This is a genomic window from Luteolibacter sp. Y139 (assembly GCF_038066715.1).
Taxonomy (GTDB): Bacteria; Verrucomicrobiota; Verrucomicrobiia; order Verrucomicrobiales; family Akkermansiaceae; genus Haloferula; species Haloferula soli.
Genome location: NZ_JBBUKT010000013.1, coordinates 20,120 through 37,082, shown reverse-complemented (window position 1 = coordinate 37,082; position 16,963 = coordinate 20,120). Strand labels below are relative to the sequence as shown.

General features: G+C 62.3%; 20 protein-coding genes. 5 read left to right on the top strand and 15 right to left on the bottom strand.

Going from position 1 to position 16,963, the window contains the following annotated elements; translation table 11 throughout:
* Positions 1 to 4 precede the first annotated feature (4 nt).
* The 13 genes from WKV53_RS24445 to trpA all read right to left on the bottom strand — a co-directional run bounded on the left by WKV53_RS24445 (position 5) and on the right by trpA (position 8,209).
* Positions 5 to 1,210 carry a hypothetical protein gene (locus WKV53_RS24445; protein WP_341407454.1) on the bottom strand — a complete coding sequence of 402 codons (1,206 nt, stop codon included), beginning with the start codon at positions 1,208 to 1,210 and terminating at the stop codon, positions 5 to 7.
* 133 nt (positions 1,211 to 1,343) lie between these two features.
* A complete protein-coding gene (locus WKV53_RS24440; protein WP_375341841.1) occupies positions 1,344 to 1,748 on the bottom strand; it encodes a peptide chain release factor family protein in 405 nt (134 codons plus the stop codon).
* Positions 1,741 to 2,526 (bottom strand): 3-methyl-2-oxobutanoate hydroxymethyltransferase, encoded by a 786-nt coding sequence (gene panB / locus WKV53_RS24435; protein WP_341407453.1) that lies wholly within the window; start codon positions 2,524 to 2,526, stop codon positions 1,741 to 1,743. The genes WKV53_RS24440 and panB overlap by 8 nt, the downstream gene beginning before the upstream one ends.
* 14 nt (positions 2,527 to 2,540) lie before the next feature.
* A complete protein-coding gene (gene folK, locus WKV53_RS24430; RefSeq protein ID WP_341407452.1) occupies positions 2,541 to 3,074 on the bottom strand; it encodes a 2-amino-4-hydroxy-6-hydroxymethyldihydropteridine diphosphokinase in 534 nt (177 codons plus the stop codon).
* A 30-nt stretch (positions 3,075 to 3,104) separates the two neighbouring features.
* Positions 3,105 to 3,443 (bottom strand): TM2 domain-containing protein, encoded by a 339-nt coding sequence (locus tag WKV53_RS24425; protein WP_341407451.1) that lies wholly within the window; start codon positions 3,441 to 3,443, stop codon positions 3,105 to 3,107.
* Between the two features lie 7 nt (positions 3,444 to 3,450).
* Positions 3,451 to 4,188 carry a 4-hydroxy-tetrahydrodipicolinate reductase gene (gene dapB, locus WKV53_RS24420; RefSeq protein ID WP_341407450.1) on the bottom strand — a complete coding sequence of 246 codons (738 nt, stop codon included), beginning with the start codon at positions 4,186 to 4,188 and terminating at the stop codon, positions 3,451 to 3,453.
* Between the two features lie 11 nt (positions 4,189 to 4,199).
* The gene (dapA, locus tag WKV53_RS24415; protein WP_341407449.1) at positions 4,200 to 5,081 is read right to left on the bottom strand and encodes a 4-hydroxy-tetrahydrodipicolinate synthase; all 882 of its coding nucleotides are present in this window, start codon (positions 5,079 to 5,081) and stop codon (positions 4,200 to 4,202) included.
* A gap of 65 nt (positions 5,082 to 5,146) precedes the next feature.
* Positions 5,147 to 5,326, bottom strand: a complete 180-nt coding sequence (locus WKV53_RS24410; RefSeq protein WP_341407448.1) for a hypothetical protein — start codon at positions 5,324 to 5,326, stop codon at positions 5,147 to 5,149.
* Positions 5,323 to 5,880, bottom strand: a complete 558-nt coding sequence (locus tag WKV53_RS24405) for an ATPase (protein ID WP_341407447.1) — start codon at positions 5,878 to 5,880, stop codon at positions 5,323 to 5,325. Before WKV53_RS24405 ends, WKV53_RS24410 begins: the two co-directional genes overlap by 4 nt.
* A complete protein-coding gene (locus tag WKV53_RS24400; protein ID WP_341407446.1) occupies positions 5,877 to 6,254 on the bottom strand; it encodes a type II toxin-antitoxin system VapC family toxin in 378 nt (125 codons plus the stop codon). Before WKV53_RS24400 ends, WKV53_RS24405 begins: the two co-directional genes overlap by 4 nt.
* Complete coding sequence (locus WKV53_RS24395) at positions 6,251 to 6,520, bottom strand: ribbon-helix-helix domain-containing protein (RefSeq protein ID WP_341407445.1); 270 nt, start codon at positions 6,518 to 6,520, stop codon at positions 6,251 to 6,253. The genes WKV53_RS24400 and WKV53_RS24395 overlap by 4 nt, the downstream gene beginning before the upstream one ends.
* 66 nt (positions 6,521 to 6,586) lie before the next feature.
* Positions 6,587 to 7,399 (bottom strand): diaminopimelate epimerase, encoded by an 813-nt coding sequence (gene dapF, locus WKV53_RS24390; RefSeq protein ID WP_341407444.1) that lies wholly within the window; start codon positions 7,397 to 7,399, stop codon positions 6,587 to 6,589.
* 15 nt (positions 7,400 to 7,414) lie between these two features.
* Positions 7,415 to 8,209, bottom strand: a complete 795-nt coding sequence (gene trpA, locus WKV53_RS24385) for a tryptophan synthase subunit alpha (protein WP_341407443.1) — start codon at positions 8,207 to 8,209, stop codon at positions 7,415 to 7,417.
* Between the two features lie 125 nt (positions 8,210 to 8,334).
* Here trpA and nuoB point away from each other — a divergent pair, with 125 nt between their 5' ends.
* The 5 genes from nuoB to WKV53_RS24360 all read left to right on the top strand — a co-directional run bounded on the left by nuoB (position 8,335) and on the right by WKV53_RS24360 (position 12,890).
* Positions 8,335 to 8,871, top strand: coding sequence for an NADH-quinone oxidoreductase subunit NuoB (gene nuoB / locus WKV53_RS24380; protein WP_341407442.1), 537 nt, complete (start codon positions 8,335 to 8,337; stop codon positions 8,869 to 8,871).
* Positions 8,872 to 8,882: 11 nt separating this feature from the next.
* Positions 8,883 to 9,452, top strand: a complete 570-nt coding sequence (locus WKV53_RS24375) for an NADH-quinone oxidoreductase subunit C (protein ID WP_341407441.1) — start codon at positions 8,883 to 8,885, stop codon at positions 9,450 to 9,452.
* A 49-nt stretch (positions 9,453 to 9,501) separates the two neighbouring features.
* Positions 9,502 to 10,206: a rhomboid family intramembrane serine protease gene (locus WKV53_RS24370; RefSeq protein WP_341407440.1), complete on the top strand. Its 705-nt coding sequence runs from the start codon at positions 9,502 to 9,504 to the stop codon at positions 10,204 to 10,206.
* 94 nt (positions 10,207 to 10,300) lie between these two features.
* The gene (rpsO, locus tag WKV53_RS24365; RefSeq protein ID WP_341407439.1) at positions 10,301 to 10,558 is read left to right on the top strand and encodes a 30S ribosomal protein S15; all 258 of its coding nucleotides are present in this window, start codon (positions 10,301 to 10,303) and stop codon (positions 10,556 to 10,558) included.
* A 187-nt stretch (positions 10,559 to 10,745) separates the two neighbouring features.
* Entirely contained in the window at positions 10,746 to 12,890 is a 2,145-nt protein-coding gene (locus WKV53_RS24360) for a polyribonucleotide nucleotidyltransferase (protein ID WP_341407438.1), read from the top strand.
* Between the two features lie 442 nt (positions 12,891 to 13,332).
* Here WKV53_RS24360 and WKV53_RS24355 read toward each other — a convergent pair whose 3' ends face one another.
* Both WKV53_RS24355 and WKV53_RS24350 read right to left on the bottom strand, forming a co-directional pair.
* The gene (locus tag WKV53_RS24355) at positions 13,333 to 15,168 is read right to left on the bottom strand and encodes an SLC13 family permease (RefSeq protein ID WP_341407437.1); all 1,836 of its coding nucleotides are present in this window, start codon (positions 15,166 to 15,168) and stop codon (positions 13,333 to 13,335) included.
* Positions 15,169 to 15,231: 63 nt separating this feature from the next.
* Positions 15,232 to 16,902, bottom strand: a complete 1,671-nt coding sequence (locus WKV53_RS24350; protein ID WP_341407436.1) for a putative transporter — start codon at positions 16,900 to 16,902, stop codon at positions 15,232 to 15,234.
* Positions 16,903 to 16,963 lie beyond the last annotated feature (61 nt).

Genomic DNA, 16,963 nt, shown 5'->3' with positions numbered 1-16,963 from the left:
CTGACTAGGAGGGAATGCGGCGGCGGCGCAGGAGCAGGCCGGAACCGAGAGCGGCGAGCAGCAGGGAAGAGGATTCCGGGACGACCTGGAGGTAGATGTCACCCGTGGTGCCGCCGTTGGAGGCGGTGCCGACGATGAGGGTGCCGGTCTTGCCGCTGGCGAGATTGGTGATCGACAGGCCGCCGGAAACGACGCCGGTGGTGCCATTGAAGGTGAGGCCGGTCCAAGTGTTGGCGTTGTTCGAGCTGGTGTCGAAGAGCTTGTAGAAGCCGTTGGAGCCAGTGCCTTGGAAGTTGATCGAGTTGCCGTTGAAGGTGAAATCGCCCGAAGAGGCGCCGGCAAGGACGAGGAGGTCGCTGCTGCCGACCGAGGTGATGCTGGTGCCGGCGAGTCCCAAGTCAAAAGCCAGGGAAGCGCCGCTGGCCAATGTTGCGGTGCCGGTGGTGCCGCTCATGTTGAACGTCAGGGTGCCGACCGTGCCGACGGACGCACCGGGTGCGAGGACGCCGGAAACATTGATGCCATTGGAGCCGGTGGGAGCGATGGTGCCGCTGCCGCCGAATGTGGCACCGCTTGCCACGGAGATTGCCCCGCTACCCGTTGCGGCAGTTGAGCCGTTTGCAAAAAGAGTGCCTGCGCTGACCGTCGTGGTGCCCGTGTAGGTATTGGTATTGTTGTTCAGCGAAAGCGCGAACGAACCGGTCTTCGTCAAACCGGAAGCCGCCGTTTGGCCGAGCGCCCCGTTCATGACGAGACTACCCGCTGCTGCGTCGAACGTTTGGGTGGCGCTCATATTGAGCCCCAGACCGAGAGTTTGGGTGGTGGTGGCGCTATTGATGACGCTGCCGGTAAGCGTGGCAGTATTTCCATTCAGGGTGAATTGCCCTGCTCCTGCCGTGAACGTGATGGACCCGATCGAGGTCAACGCGTCGTTGGTGTTGGTGAGCGTCGTGGTTCCCGAGAAATTCAGGGTGTCACCATTCGAGACCCCGTTGCCATTCCAGTTTCCGTTGTTGCTCCAGAGCGCGCTTGCACTGCCGTTCCAGATTCGGTTGGCAGCAGATGCGTAATCGGTGACCACGACGGCGAGTGCTGCCGAGGCGAGGATCGCGCCGGTACGCGAAATGGAAAAATTTGCGATCCCTCCTGCAAAAGCTGCAAGTGGAGAGGAGGCGCGTACGGAGGTGTGTCCGGGACGGGACGGGTTCATCTGGGGGCAGAAGGGGAAAGCAGCAACAATCTCGGGGAGAGAGAACTGTGACCTGTCTACCAATCCATTTGGCGCGGAGCAAGCGTTTCCCTTTAAGGGACCTAAGAAAGCCACCTATATTGCAAATTGCGCGCTAGTCATCTTTTCCCGTGTGTCGTCTTTGTGACTTTTTTTGGGAATTCCGGCGTTTTTCCTCAACGGAGCGCTGCTTGGAACGACGCGACAAAGGGCGGTTTTGGCGGCGGTTTTTCTCAGCGGCATCAATGGCCGCTTGGACCTTCTCGCGGCGATTCCCTTCGAGCCGGTCACAAAGTTCGTGGCGAGCCTGGAAGCGATTCATTTCCCGAGAGCGGTGAGACTGGCACTTCACCTCGATGCCGCTGGGGATGTGCTTGAGATAGACGCAAGACGAGGTCTTGTTGATCTTCTGTCCGCCCGCGCCGGAGCCGAGGATGAACTTCTCGACAAGGTCGTCCTCCGCGATGCGCAACTTGGCCATGCGGGCGTCGAGGGCGGCTTGCTTTTCGGGGCTAACCAAGAGGGGCGGGACAGTTCTGGACGCGGGCTTTGTAGGCGGCCGCGGCGGCAGTGATCTGGGGAGAAAGGTTCGCCTCGGGCTTTGCGAAGGGTGGGACGAACCACGGGAAAGTGCCGATCAGGTCAGTGGCGACGGCGACTTCCCCATCGCAGGTGTGTTCGCCGCAGCCGATGCCGATGGTGGGGACGGCGAGCTGGGAGGTGAGCCATTCGGCAGTCTTTGGCACCACGCTTTCGAACACGATGGCGAAGACTCCGGCCTCCACGAGCGCCTGCGCGCCTTCGAGAAGGGCGGCGCTTTGCTCGGGGGTTTTGCCCTTTTTGCGGTAGCCGCCTTCTTCCAACACACGCTGGGGCAGCATGCCGAGGTGGCCGCAGACGGGGATGCCGGCATCGACGATGGCGCGGACCTTCGCGGCCTGGCGGAGGCCGCCTTCGAGCTTCACGGCCTCGGCCCCGGCTTCGACGAGCTTGCGGGCATTTGCCAAGGCAGTGGCCGGGTCGGGATAGGTGCCGATGGAAAGGTCGCCGATGACCAGTGCCTTTGGCTTGGCCCGGGCGACGGCGGCAACGTGGTGGAGCATATGCTCCAGCGTGACGTGGGTGGTGTCCGGATAGCCGAGGACCACCATGCCGAGCGAGTCACCCACGAGAAGGGCATCGATGCCCGCGTCGTCAAACAGCCGGGCAGTGGGGTAGTCATAGGCGGTCAGCATCGTCACCGGCGGACCGGCGTGCTTCCGGGCGGCGAGAGCGGCGGCTTTTTCGAGACCGGTCACGGGAGAAGAAGGATTTACCACACCGCCTGCACGGTGACGAGCGGCGGCTCTTCAGAATCAAGGTGGCGGAGGTGTTCCGCAATCGAAACTTGATCGCCGGGTAACACGAGGCCCGGCTGGAGGTCGGCCAGCGGCTGGAGAACGAAGCGCCGGGAGGTCAGGCGCGGGTGGGGGAGGTCGAGGATTTCGCCGTCGATCTGCTCGTCGCCAAAGAAAAGAATGTCCACGTCGATCACCCGCGGGGCGTTCCTTTCCGGCACGGCGACCCGGCCGAGGCGGAACTCGATGGCCTGGGTCGCGTCCAGGAGGTCGTGGGCGGTGCCTGCGTAGTCGAACACGACGACGGTATTGTAGAAGTCGGGCGAGTCCGGCGGGCAGGCTACGGGTTCGGTCTGATAGACGGGGGCCTGGTGGAACTTTCCATCAACGGAGAGTTTCTTCAGGAGATCGCGTGCCTCCTGCAGGTGCTTGAGGCGATTGCCGAGGTTGGAGCCAAGGGCAACGCCGACCCGGGCGGGTCGCCGGGAGGATGGAGAGTCTGCGGACATGTGGGTGTCCTTGCGATCCAAGACGGAGCCTTAGGCTGGTGGCAGGAATTGCCCCCCTTGTTGTGGCAAATGCTGCTGCTGCGAAATGGTGTGGGCGAGTCGCAAGTTGTGATCCCTGACCCAGTCACAAATCAGGAATGCATCGACGAGCCACCAGATGAAGGCGCCGATGTAGGTGAGGATGCCGATGCCCACGAAGATGAGCGGGATCGAGAGGATCACGAGCAGCAGCATCGCGACCGCCGACCCGGTTTTCCCCATGTAGAAGCGGTGCGCGCCGAAGTGGCCGAGGAAGACCCAGAGAAGGAACGTGGTGGAGGTCTCCTTCTTGTGGACCTGATACCACATCAATGACTGGGGATCGTTCATTGGCGCGTCACTTCAGGCCCAGCACGTCCTGCATGTCGTAGAGGCCGGCGGGCTTGTCATAGAGCCAGACGGCGGCGCGGACGGCACCGGCGGCGAAGGTGAGACGGGAGCTGGCCTTGTGGGTGAGCTCCACGCGCTCGCCATCGGCGGCGAACATCACGGTGTGATCGCCGACGACATCGCCACCGCGCAGGGTGTGCATGCCGATTTCCCGCGGTGGGCGCGGACCGACATTGCCGAAGCGGCCGTGGGCGATGTCCTTGTTGTAGTCGGTGCCGGTTTCCTCATTGAGGATCTCCAACAGGCGGCGCGCCGTACCGGACGGGGCGTCGATCTTGTGGCGGTGATGCATCTCCGTCACCTCGATGTCGAAGCGGTCCTGCGTGAGAATTTGCGCGGCCTTCTGGGTGAGCCAGAAGAGCGTATTCACACCGATCGAGAAGTTCGGCGCGTAAACGATCGGGAGCTTGGCGGATGCCTCGCGAATCGCGGCGCGCTCTTCATCGGTGTGGCCGGTGGTGCCGATCACGAGGTGCGTGCCGTTTTTCAGGGCAGCCTCCAGCAACTCGCCGGTGAACTTGTGCATCGTGAAGTCGATGACGGTATTCGCCTGGGCGATGGCGGCAGCGAGGTTTTCGCCGGCGTCATGAGTTGCAGTGACCAAGACGGCGGGTTCATGGCCGGCGGCTTGGATAACAGCCTGGCCCATGCGGCCGGACTTTCCGGTGACGAGAAGCTGGATCATGGCAGGATGAATTAGAGCAAGCCGAACTCCTTGAGCAAGGCGGTAAGCTGGGTCTTCGCGGAATCGGTCAGCGGCGCAAGCGGCAGGCGCATTTCCTCCGAGCAGTGGCCTTGGAGGGCGACGGCGGTCTTGATCGGGACCGGATTGACATCGAGCGACATCAGTCCGCGGAAGAGGGGATACCACTTCTTCTGCTGGGCCAAGGCGGCGGGGAAATCGCCGTCGAGGCAGGTCTGGACGAGCTTCACCAGCACTTCCGGAATGATGTTCGAGGCGACCGAGACGAGGCCGACCGCACCGCACGCCATGAAGGGCAGGGTGAGCGGGTCATCGCCGGAAAGGATCGAGAAGTCCGCGGGGACGGCTTGGAAGAGCTGATTCACGCGTTCGACCGAGCCACCGGCCTCCTTGATGGAGACGATGTTCTTGCAGTCCGCTGCGAGGCGGGCGGTGGTTTCCACACCGATCTCGATGCCGCTGCGGCCAGGCACGCTGTAGAGCATCACCGGTAGGCCGGTGTTTTCCGCGACGGCCTTGAAGTGGCGGTAGAGGCCTTCCTGTGAGGGCTTGTTGTAGTAAGGGCAGACCTGGAGGGTGCCGGTGGCACCGACCTTTTCGGCGGCTTGGGTCAGCTCGATGGCTTCCTTGGTCGCATTCGCGCCGGTGCCGGCGACGACCTGGCAGCGGCCAGCGGCGTATTCCACGGCGAGGCGGATGATCTCGATGTGCTCGTCGGTGTCGACGGTGGGCGATTCGCCGGTGGTTCCGACCGGCACGATGCCCGTGATCCCGGCTGCGACTTGACGATCGATCAGGGCTTTGAAAGCGGCCGTATCGACTCGGTCTTCGCGGAAGGGTGTAATGAGCGCGGTGTAGGTGCCTCGGAAAGTCATGGCGGGCGGAGAATGAACATCCCGCGCCGGTCTTCAACCCCTGATGGCAAATTCGCCACGGAAAATCAGGGCTGCTCCTCGACGACCTTGCCGTTCTTCCAGACGATGATGGGGAGCCCGAGGCGGCGATGCTCGGCGCGGAGCTTGCGGGCGGCGCGCTTGTGGGCGCGGAGCGCGATCTTGCCATGCTCGGGCAGCTCGTCTGCGGATTGCGGGAGGAGCGGCTTGTATTTTGGAGCGATCATTTTGAGCGGAGGAATCCGTCGACATCAGCAATAGCATGAGTCGCAGAGTTTGCCAAGGGGATGGGCGGGAGGCTCCGGGCGCTCCAGAAATACCACTCGTGAGCCAATGGTAGGTAGAGATGGACCAAGTTTTCGAAAATCCGGGGATATCGACGCCGGATGTCCTCTGATGGGACATGGTGTCCTCCTTTTCTTACCCGCTGCTTCACCCGCGCGATGGATTCCTTCGGATTCGGGAGCCAGAGGAAGTGGAGCACGATCCGGTAACCCTGATCGCGAGCTTGCCGAAGGATGGGCGCATGCCCCCGTCCGGACAGTGTTGATTCCAGCGCGAAGCTGTCTTGGGAGCGGATTTGCTCGTCGAGTTCCCTGAGCAGAAGCCTGCCCGCCTTGAAAGCAACTTCTGCGGGGTCGAACGGAGACAATCCACGGGCGATTTCATCTGCGTTCAAGAATCGCATGCCCTTGAGATCGGACGTCAGGATCTCCCTCGCGAAGGTCGTCTTCCCCGCGCCGTTCGGTCCCCCGATCAGGATGAGCGAGGGCTGCTTCATGGCGACCGGCCGTAAGGGACATGAACGTCTGCCGAATCGGCCGGAAAATCGCGGGTGTTCCGGGTGATCAGGCGGGTTCCGAGCAGGCGTGCCGACGCGAGAATGATGGCGTCCGGAAGCTTGAGTTTTGGGACGTGATGGCGGCGGATGGTGAGGGCTGCTTCCACGACGTCCTCGGTCATTTCAACGACGTCGAACTGGGCGAGGAAAGTGCGGGCGATATCTTCTCCTGGCGTGTCCTTGACCCCGGCGAGCACCTCCATCCATGTGATGCGGCTGATGCAGCGGCGGCTGTAGGGGGCGGTGGCGACCTGCGCCTCAGGGACGCCGTTGAGGAAGTCGATGAGGATGTTGGTGTCGAAGAATCCGGTCATTCCCACTCTCCGCGAAGTTCATCCTGATAGGCCTGTGCGTCGCCGTAGTAGCCCTTCAGTGCGCCAAAACCGGCGAGGGGCTTGGGTGTGGAGGGCGCCTTGCCCTTCCGGACGACGTATTCGGCGACGGCTTCCCGAAGGACGGTGGCGCGGGGGACGGAATTCTCATCCGCGAGATCATCCAAGCGCTTCAGATCCTCGTCTGGGAGGTCGATGATCGTGCGCTTTTTCTTCAGCGCATCACGGTAGTTCACACCCTTTTTCATACCGGTAAGGTGGCAGGAAAAAGGATGATTGCAAGATGAGATGTCAAATGATGCCAAAAAATGGCATCAAATTTCGATATCGCCTTCGAAGACGAAATCCGCTGGTCCCGTGAGGGTTACGTTCGTGAATGTGGATTCGCCGGTCTTTTCGAAGCCGATCTCCAGAGTGTCTCCGCCCTTCACGTCGACCTTGATCGGGGAGGGTGCGCCATCGAGGAGGTGATGCATCAGCGCGCTGGCGACCATGCCGGTGCCGCAGGCGAGGGTCTCGTCTTCCACGCCGCGCTCGTAGGAGCGGATCGCGATGTGGCCGGGGGCGAGGACGGTGGCGAAATTGGCGTTCGTGCCTGCCGGGGCGAAGCCCTTGTTGTAGCGGATCGCCGCGCCATGGCGGACGACTTCGGTGCCGGGCAGGTCGGCGACGAATACGACGACGTGCGGGACGCCGGTATTGATGAAACGCAGGGTCCCCTCGAGGCCGGGGATGTGAACTCCGGTGTCGAGCTTGAGATCCTTCGGCTCCGACATCGCGATGCGGACGTCGTCTTCCACGAGTTCAGCGGCGAGTTCGCCGGCGATCGTTTCGAAGGTCACGCGGTCGGGCGTGTCATCCATCAGCGCCGCTGTGAAGCGCCCGAAGCAGCGTGCGCCATTGCCGCACATTTCGGCTTCGCCGCCGTCGGCATTGTAGTAGCGGAACTTGAAGTCGGCACCGTCTTCGGCGGGCTCGACGGCCAGCAGGCCATCCGCGCCGACGCCGCGATGGCGGTCGCAGAGATGCTCGATCTGGTCCTTAGTAAGGGAGAGGGAGAGGTCGCGGTTGTCGACGACAACGAAGTCGTTGCCGGCACCGTTCATCTTGTAGAAATGCAGGAGCATGGTCGGAAAAGGTGTTTAGACAGCCTTGGTGGCGGCGATCAGCGGGGAAACAAAGTCGCGCACGGCAGCGGCGGCGCGGTCGGGATTGAGTTCGATCTGTTTCACGATGGCTGAGCCGACGATCACCCCGTCCGCTGACTTCGCAACCATGGTTGCCTGATCGGGAGTGGTGATGCCGAAGCCGACGCAGACGGGCACTTTTGCGTCCTGGCGGATCTTGGCGACTTGCTCGCTGATGCCTTCCGAGGGAGCGCCGTGGGCACCGGTCACGCCGGTGCGGGACAGGGCGTAGATGAAGCCCTCGGCGCTGGCGGCCAGGAGTTTCACGCGCTCGTCCGGTGTGGTCGGGGCGATGAGGCGGATGTGCTTGAGGCCTTCGCCCCGGGCGAGGTCGTCGTTTTCCTTGGCTTCGTCCGGCGGCAGGTCGAGCAGGAGAATTCCGTCGGCTCCGGCCGCTGCGGCGTCGGCGTGGAATTTCTCGAAGCCATAGGTGAAGATCGGATTGAGGTAGGTGAAGAGAACGATCGGCGTCTGGTGCGTCTCGCGGAACCTGCGGATCAGCTCCAAGGAGCGCGGCGTGGACATGCCGGCCTTCAGGGCGCGGTCGGCGGCCATCTGGTTGACGATGCCGTCGGCAAGTGGGTCGGAGAAGGGGAGTCCCAGCTCGATGATGTCCGAACCGGCGTCGGCGAGGGCTTTGATCACCTCCAGCGAGGCCTCGAAGGAGGGATCGCCAGCGGCGACATAAGCGACGAAGGCTTTCTTTCCTTCCGAGCGGAGCCGGTCAAAGGCGGCGTCGATGCGATTCATGGGCGCGCGGGGATAGGCCCGCCCGCCCGCAAAGGAAAGCTCGATGTGATTCCGGGAGCTTGTGAAAAATTTCACAAACGGCTTGAGAGCGGGGCGGGGGAGGGGCATCGTCCCGCCGCACGACCATGGTCAGCGATTCCACCCAGACCGCCCACGCGGCCTACGATTCCAAGATCGAAGGCAACATTATCTTCACGCGCGTGGATGCCGCGATGAATTGGATGCGCAAGAATTCCATGTGGCCGATGCCGATGGGACTCGCTTGCTGCGCGATCGAAATGATGGCCTCCGCGTGCAGCCGCTTCGACCTCAGCCGCTTCGGCATGGAGGTGATGCGCTTTTCCCCACGCCAGGCCGACGTGATGATCGTGGCTGGCACGGTGACCTACAAGATGGCCCTCGCCGTGAAGCGGATCTGGGACCAGATGCCGGAGCCGAAGTGGTGCATCGCCATGGGTGCCTGCGCCTCGTCCGGTGGCATGTATCGCTCTTACGCGGTGCTGCAGGGAATCGACAAGTTGATCCCGGTTGACGTTTACATTTCCGGCTGCCCGCCACGGCCTGAGGCACTCATTGAGGGCCTGATGAAGCTCCAGGCGAAGATCGAGAGCGATCCCGCGCTGGCGAACCAGAAGAAGGAGTTCATCGAAGACCTCGCCTGATTTCTTTTCCCATGTCCGCTGCCCAGGATATCGAAAGCCTTTCCGCGAAATTCGGCGCGGATGTCGTCGGAACGAAGGAATTCCGCGGCGAACACACGATTTGCGTGAAACTCGGCGTGCTGCACGAGGTGCTGGCCACCGCGAAGAAGGAGCACGGCTATGAGATGATCATCGACATCTCGAGCCTCGACCACTTCGGCGAGGAGCCTCGTTTCGAGATGGTCTATGAACTCGTCACGGTGGACGACTCGAAGCACCTGCGGGTGAAGTCGAAGGTCTCCGAGGATGAAGAGGTCCGGACCTGTACTGATCTTTGGGTCGGTGCCGATTGGCACGAGCGCGAGGTTTACGACATGATGGGTATCCGCTTCAGCGGGCACCCGGATCTGCGCCGCATCCTGATGTGGGAAGGCTATCCTTTCTACCCGCTGCGCAAGGATTTCCCGCTGGCCGGTCGTCCGAGCGAAATGCCGGATGTGGCTTTCACGGGCATTGCTCCGCTGGAAGGTGGTCCGTTTGTGACCAGCCCTGGCACGAATGACTCGGTGAAGCGCGAGCCGCGTGCCCGCGTGGTGAAGTAAGGTCGGCAGATTAGGTTCGCTATTTTCGATTCTCCACTCGTCCCGAGCCATGCACTCTCCGTTCGTGCCCGGACGGAGCCAGCGGTGGAAATGGTGGTGGGAGGATGTCCGCTCCGCGCGCTTCTCGCTCGCCTTGGCGGGGGTGATTCTGGTGATCGAGGCCGTGCTCGCCGTGCTTGGTGGAGCGGGGGCGATTCCGGGAGTCTATCAGGCGCTGGGATTGAGCCGACAGGGGATCCAGAGGGGCTGGATCTGGCAGATCGCGAGTCATGCGCTGATCCACGGGGTGTGGTGGCACGCCGTGCTGAATGTCTTGGTCCTCGTCAGCACTGGAGCCCGGGTGGAGAGAATCGGTGGATGGAGAACGGCGGCGCGGGTTTTTCTCATGGGAGCGCTGGCGGGCGGGGTGGCGTTCCTGCTACTGCCTGCGACGGAGTCTGGTATGGTGCTGGTGGGGGCTTCGGGCGGGATTTTCGCGTTGTTGCTGTGGCTCACGACGGTGTCCCCGCAATCGCGGATGCTGCTGTTGCCGCTTTCGGCGAAGAATCTCGGCTTGGGAGTTCTGCTCGCGTCGGGGATTCTTGCGGTGGCGGTGCCTTGGATGCCGGCGGGGGTGCTGGCTGTCTCACATTCCTGCCATTTTGGCGGGGCTTTGGCGGGCTGGCTGATGGCCCGCCGCAGCATGGGCTCGCCGGTGACCCTGGCCGATTTGCAGAAAGCCCGGGCCCGCCGAGAGCCCGGGGTAGAACCCTGAATCGGTGCTTGCAATGCCCTGAGAATCGGGTTTCCTCCGCGGTCCCGAGCAAGGGCGGACCGGCCAAGGTGGCTGGACTGAATTAAATATATCCATGAGCGAAAGCACCATCAACGTCGCGGACTTCAAGATCCACGAAACCGACACCGGCAGCGCAGATTACCAAGTCGCCCTGCTTACCCAGCGCATCGTCCACCTGACGGCGCACCTCGGCCTGCACAAGAAGGACACCTCGTCCCGCCGCGGCCTCCTCAAGCTGGTCGCACAGCGCCGCAAGCTGCTCGACTATGTGAGAGCCAACTCCGAAGAGCGCTACCAGAAGCTGCTCGCCGGTCTGAGCCTCCGCAAGTAAGACCCTTTCTCCCGACGGCCACGGTTCATCCCGTGGCCGTCGCGCATGAATACGGCGGGTATTATCAGGGAAACGTTTTCCCACCCGCCGCCGGACAGTCCCTTCGAACCCTTTTTACTCTGGGGTCTGTCCGAAACCAAACACCGCCGCGGCATGTCGCCGGGGCAACACACGAAAGACAGACAAGATGAATATCCATACCGTAACGAGCCAGGTCGGCTCGAACCCCATCACCTTTGAAACGGGGAAAATCGCCAAGCTCGCCGACGGCGCCGTCGTCGTGACTTGCGGCGAAACCGTGGTCCTCGTGACCGCCGTGTCGCAAACCAAAGTGAAAGCCGGCCAGACCTGGTTCCCGCTTTCCGTCGAATACAAGGAAAAGGCTTCTGCCGCCGGCCAGTTCCCGGGCGGCTACTTCAAGCGCGAAGGTCGTCCGACCGAGAAGGAAATCCTCACCTCGCGCATGACCGACCGTCCGCTGCGCCCGCTCTTCCCGAAGGGCTACCTTTACGACACCCAGATCGTCGCACTGCTTCTCGCCGCTGACCAGATCAACGACTCCGACATCCTCTCGATGAACGGCGCTTCCGCAGCGCTCGCCATCTCTGACATCCCCTTCGCTGGCCCTATCGGTGCCGTGCGCGTGGGCCGGGTGAACGGTGAGTTCATCATCAACCCCGTTTTCGATGACCGCGCCGAAAGCGATCTCGATCTCGTGTATGTCGGCAACAAGACCGACGTCATCATGATCGAAGGTGCCGCCAATGAGCTTCCCGAAGAAGACTTCATCAAGGCGCTGCACTTCGCCCAGCAAGCCGTTCAGAAGCTGGTGGAAGCCCAGGAAGAACTGGTCCGCCTCGCTGGCAAGCCGAAGCGCGACTACGCTCTCACCGTCGCCAAGGAAGAACTCCTTGAAATCGGCTACGAGATCGCTGGATCTCGCATCGAAGACGCCATCTACGCACCGTCCAAGGTCGAGCGTGGCAAGAAGGTCGGCGCTCTCCGCGACGAAGTGGAAGCTGCCATCAAGGCCCGCTATCCGGAGTCGAACGACTTCGATGTCGAGCAGGTCTTCGAATACATCCAGAAGAAGGCATTCCGCATCTCCATCATGGAGAAGGGTCTTCGCGCCGATGGCCGCCAGGTGGGTGATCTTCGCCCGCTCTTCGCCGAGGCTAACAGCCTGCCGCGCGTTCACGGTTCCGCGATCTTCGCCCGTGGCGAAACGCAGGCTCTGGGAATTTGCACGCTGGCTCCGGCCGACGAGAAGCAGTTCTTCGACAACTACGCCGGTGGTGAGGACAGCAAGCGCTTCATCCTTCACTACAACTTCCCTCCGTTCTCGGTGGGTGAGACCGGCCGCATGGGTGGCCTGAACCGCCGCGAAATCGGTCACGGTGCCCTTGCCGAGCGCTCGATCGCTCCGGTGATCCCGGACGTCGAGGATTTCCCATACGCCATGCGCGTGTCGTCGGAAGTCATGGAGTCGAACGGCTCCACCTCGATGGCCACCGTTTGTGCCGGCACCATGTCGCTGCTCTGTGCGGGTGTCCCGCTCAAGGCTCCGGTCGGCGGTATCTCCGTCGGTCTCGTGACCGAGTGGAACGAAGATGGCACGATGAAGGCTCACAAGGCCCTGCTGGACATCATCGGTTCCGAAGACTTCTACGGCGACATGGACTTCAAGCTCTGCGGCACCGATGACGGTGTCACTGGCTACCAGCTCGACCTGAAGCTTCCGGGCCTGCCGCTCTCGATCCTCGAGGAAGCCATTCACATGGCCAAGGCTGCCCGCTCCACGATCATCGCCAAGATGACCGAAGCGGTCTCCGGTCCGCAGGCTCTGAGCCCGCATGCCCCGCGCATCGTCTCCGTCAAGATCCCGGCTGACCGCATCGGTGAGCTCATCGGGCCTGGCGGCAAGAACATCAAGGGCATCCAGGCCGAGTCCGGCGCCGAGATCAACATCGAGGACGACGGCACCGTGCACATCTACGCTTCCAAGGAAGAAGGATTGCTGCGCGCGAAGTCGCTCATCGAGCGCATGTTCCAGGAAATCGAAGTGGGCAAGATCTACACCGGCAAGGTGGTCAGCATCACCAACTTCGGTGCCTTCATGGAAGTGCTTCCCGGCAAGGACGGCCTGATCCACGTGTCGGAGTTGGCCGAAGGCCGCACCGAGCACGTCGAAGACGTCGTCAAGAAGGGTGACGTGATCACGGCCAAGTGCCTCGGCGTGGACGAAAAGGGCCGCGTGAAGATGAGCCGCAAGGCCGCCCTTCGCGACGAGAAGGCCAAGTCTGCCGAAGCCGAAGCTCCCGCCAACGCGTAAGCTCGATTGCTCTAACAAAGGCCCGGTCTTCCGCGAGGGAGGCCGGGCTTTTTTGTGGCCGGGATCCATCTTGCCCCGGCCTCTGACGTCCCCTATCCTGAGGTAGTGATGGAGTCTGACCTGGTGCCGCAACTCCGAATCCCGCGGATCTACCTTCACGGGGTGGCGTTCGGAGCAATGTCCGTGAGCTTTCTGCTCACCATCGCGGTCCACAATGACTGGAGTCATTTGGACTTAGCCTGGGGAACGGTCGCGGTCTCATGGTTTCCCTCAGCTTGCGTCGAGCTGTTCCGCCGCGGGAACATCGAACGCGTTCTCGCGGCCTCCATCATCCTTCCAGCTCTTGTGGGTTGGGATATCGCATGCCGCTTGGGCCACTGACCGGGTTTCATCGTCTCATTCCACGGTGAGTGGCCCATGGCTTTCCGAAGCTTGATCGATTCTAAAGCGGAAGGAGCCAAGGAACCAACAGCACGGTCAGGATCATCACCAGGATTGTGAAAGGGACGCCGATTTTCACGAAGTCGCCGAAGCGATACTTGCCGGGGGCCATGACCAGTGTGTTCACGGGTGAGGATACCGGCGTCATGAAGGCGGCGGAAGAGGCGAAGGCGACGGTCATGGCGAAGGGGTGAGGGGAGGCGCCCAGGGCACGGGCGGCGCTTAGTGCGATGGGGGCCATGAGCACTGCGGTCGCGGTATTGGAGACGAAAAGGCCGATCAGCGAGGTGAGCGCGAACAGGGCTGCGAGCAACAGGCGCGGCTCGGAATTTCCGAAAACTTGCAGCAGTCCGTGCACTGCGAGATCGACGCCGCCGGTCTTCTGGAGCGCGGCGGAGAAGGGCATCATGCCGACGATGAGGATCAGGCTGGGCCATTGGATGGCCCGATAGGCGGCATCCAGCGTGAGGCAGCGGGTGGCTCCTAACAGGAGGCAGGCGAGGAGGGCGGCGATCACGTTCGGCACCCAGCCGGTGACCATCAGGACGACCATGATGGCGAGGCTGGCGAGTGCGAAGGGTGCCCTGCTTGCGGCGGGCGCGGCCTCGTCGATTTCAGCTGGCAGGGTGAGCAGCACGAAGTCGTGCGGATGCTTCTTCAAGTTCCGGATATGCTTCCAGCGGCCGATCACCAGCAGGGTGTCGCCTGCGCGGAGCTTCTCTTCAGCGATGGATCCTTCGGCGGCCTCGCGTCCGCGGCGGAGGCCGATCACATTCAGCCGGAAGCGCGTCCGGAATGTCACCTCAATGATCGTGCGGCCGACGAGGCCGGAGTCTGGTGGCAGCAATACCTCTGCCATGCCAATGTCCCGGGAGCGGTCGGTGAAATATCTGCCGCGGAGTGGCAGCGGCTCGAGCTTCAATCCTGCGAGCATCTGCAAGCGCTCCTCATCGGGAGGCTCTGCGACATCGATCATGAGCACATCGCCCACTTGCAGCAGCAGGTCGGGACGTGGCTCTAACAGTTCGCTGTGTTGACCGGCTTTCGGTCGCTCAATCGCCACCACATTGGCGGCATCGCGACGACGAGTGCCAACGCTTTCCAAGGTCTGTCCGGCCAAGGGAGAGCCGACCCCGATGCGAAGCCGGTATTCCCGGCTCTCCAAGCGGTAGTCCTTCACGAAGTCCATCATCTGCCGCCGTCGATGCTCCGTGCCGCCATCGTCGTCGCGTCGATTCAGCCAGCGGCGGGCGATCAACAGGTAGCCGATTCCTGCGGCGAGAATGATCGCGCCGAAAGGGGTGAAGCTGAAAAAGCCGAGACCCGCGTGTCCGGCGTGGCGCAGGGCGCTGTCGACGACGAGGTTGGGAGCGGTGCCGACCAATGTCAGCATGCCGCTGATCAGGCCGGCGTAGGCGAGCGGCATCATCAACCGGCTGGGTGAGAGTTTCCGGCGGTTCGCCACTAACAGAACGACGGGAATAAAGATGGCCACCACGCCGGTGGAGCTCATGACGGAACCCAAGCCAGCGACGGCGAGCATGAGCAAGATGAGCAAGCGCGGTTCGCTGCCGGCGGAGTGCTTTAGCAGGAAATCACCGATTTGGTTCGCGACGCCAGTTCGCACGAGACCTTCGCCGACGATGAAGAGCGCCGCGATCAAGATCACATTTGGATACGAGAAGCCTGCGAGTGCTTCCGGCACGGTGATGATGCCGGCGAGCGGCAGCACGACCATGGCAAGCAGAGCCACCACGTCCATGCGCGGCCGGTTCGTCACAAACATGACGACGCATCCGCCAAGCAGGCAAAGGACGAGTGCGAGTTGGGGATTCATCGGCTGACAGATGATTGCTCAAGCCTCGCTCCGAATGACCGAGAGTGTCGAGATTGCAATCGTCTAACCAAACAAGACGATCGCGAGCACCTGGGCTGAGAGGATCCGCATCAGCGTGGTGAGGGGATAGACGGTGGCGTAGCCGACGGTGGGGGCGTCGGAGCCGGCGATGTTCGACGCGAAGGCGAGTGCGGGTGGATCGGTCATGCTGCCGGAGAGGAGGCCGCTGAGGTCCATGAAGTTCATCTTCAAGACGACTCTTGCAAAGATGCCGACCAAGAGGAGGGGCAGCATGGTGACCATGATGCCAGCGGCCAGCCACTGGACTCCCGTCTCGCTGAAGACGGTGGCGAAGAACTTGGCACCTGCATTCAGGCCCACCGCGGCGAAGAAGAGGGCGATGCCGAATTCGCGGAACGCGAGGTTTGTATTCACTGGCATGTGCCACACCTGGCGGCGGATACGGCCGACCCGGCCGAGAATGAGCGCGACGATCAGCGGCCCACCGGCGAGGCCGAGTTTGACGGGTTGGGGTAGTCCCGGGACGGCGATAGGCAGGGTGCCGAGTGCGATTCCGAGCACGATGCCGATGAAGAGCGGAATGAAGTGGGTCTCGTTGAGTTCCTTGAGGGAATTTCCTAACAGCTTTGCCGCACGATCGAGGTCCTCGGGATGGCCGACGATCTGCACCTGATCACCGAACTGGAGGCGTAGTCCGGGCACGGCGGACATTTCCAGATCGGCGCGGGTGACGCGGGTGACGGCGACATCGAAGCGTTGGTCGAGTCCGAGTTGGCTCACGGTTTTTCCCAACACACCGCGGTCGGTCACCGCGACGCGGCGGAAGGTGATGTTCGATTCATCCACCGTGATGTCTTCACTGCTGCGCTGTCCGATCACTCGCTCGAATTGATCCAGTGATTTCGGCGTGCCCACGACTACGAGGAGATCGCCGCGATGAAGGATGGTGTCCTCGTGCGCCACGACCGTTTCTCCCTGGTGGCGGATGCGTGAAATGGTGACCTCTGCCTCGATGCGGCCCGGCACGTCGGCGAGGCGTATGCCATTGAGATTGGGATTGGTCACCGCCAGTGTGCGGCGTTCCAATGCATCTACTTGCCGGCGATTTCTTGCCGCGAATTCGGCCGCTTCTTTCGGAGCATCGATGGCGAAGATCTTCTTCACGATGAGCAGTGTGAGAATGATGCCGACGATGGCCATCGGGTAGGTCACGGCGTAGGCCAAGGCGGGCATGGCGCGTTGGTCGGCGGTGACGTTTTCCATCGAGCTGATGGCTTGGCTGCCGGCTCCGAGTGCGGGGGTATTGGTGGTGCCGCCTGAATAGATGCCGAGCACGGCGGCCATGTCGAAGCCCATGAGCTTTCCGGAGAGCGGCGCGGTGATGGCTCCGATTACGACGATGGCTGCGGCAAGTGCGTTCATCTTCACGCCCTTTTCCCGCAGCGCGGCGAAGAAGCCGGGGCCAAGCTGGAGACCGATGGTGAAGACGAAGAGCACCAGCCCGAACTCCTTCACGAAATCCAGCGTCGCGTGATCGACGGGATTGCCAAAGTGGCCGACAATGATGCCGGCGAACAGCACGCCGGCGGTGCCGAGTCCGATGCCACGGAACTTGAGGCTGCCAAGCGCCATCCCGAGCACGCAGACGAATGCGAGCGCGCCGATGGCATGGGCAACCGGCTGTGTCTTGTGGAGTTCGAAGAGCCAATTCATTCCCGCGCGCGTGGCAGGAATGCCGGACGCACGGGGGTGTGGCTATTGCACCATGGTGCTA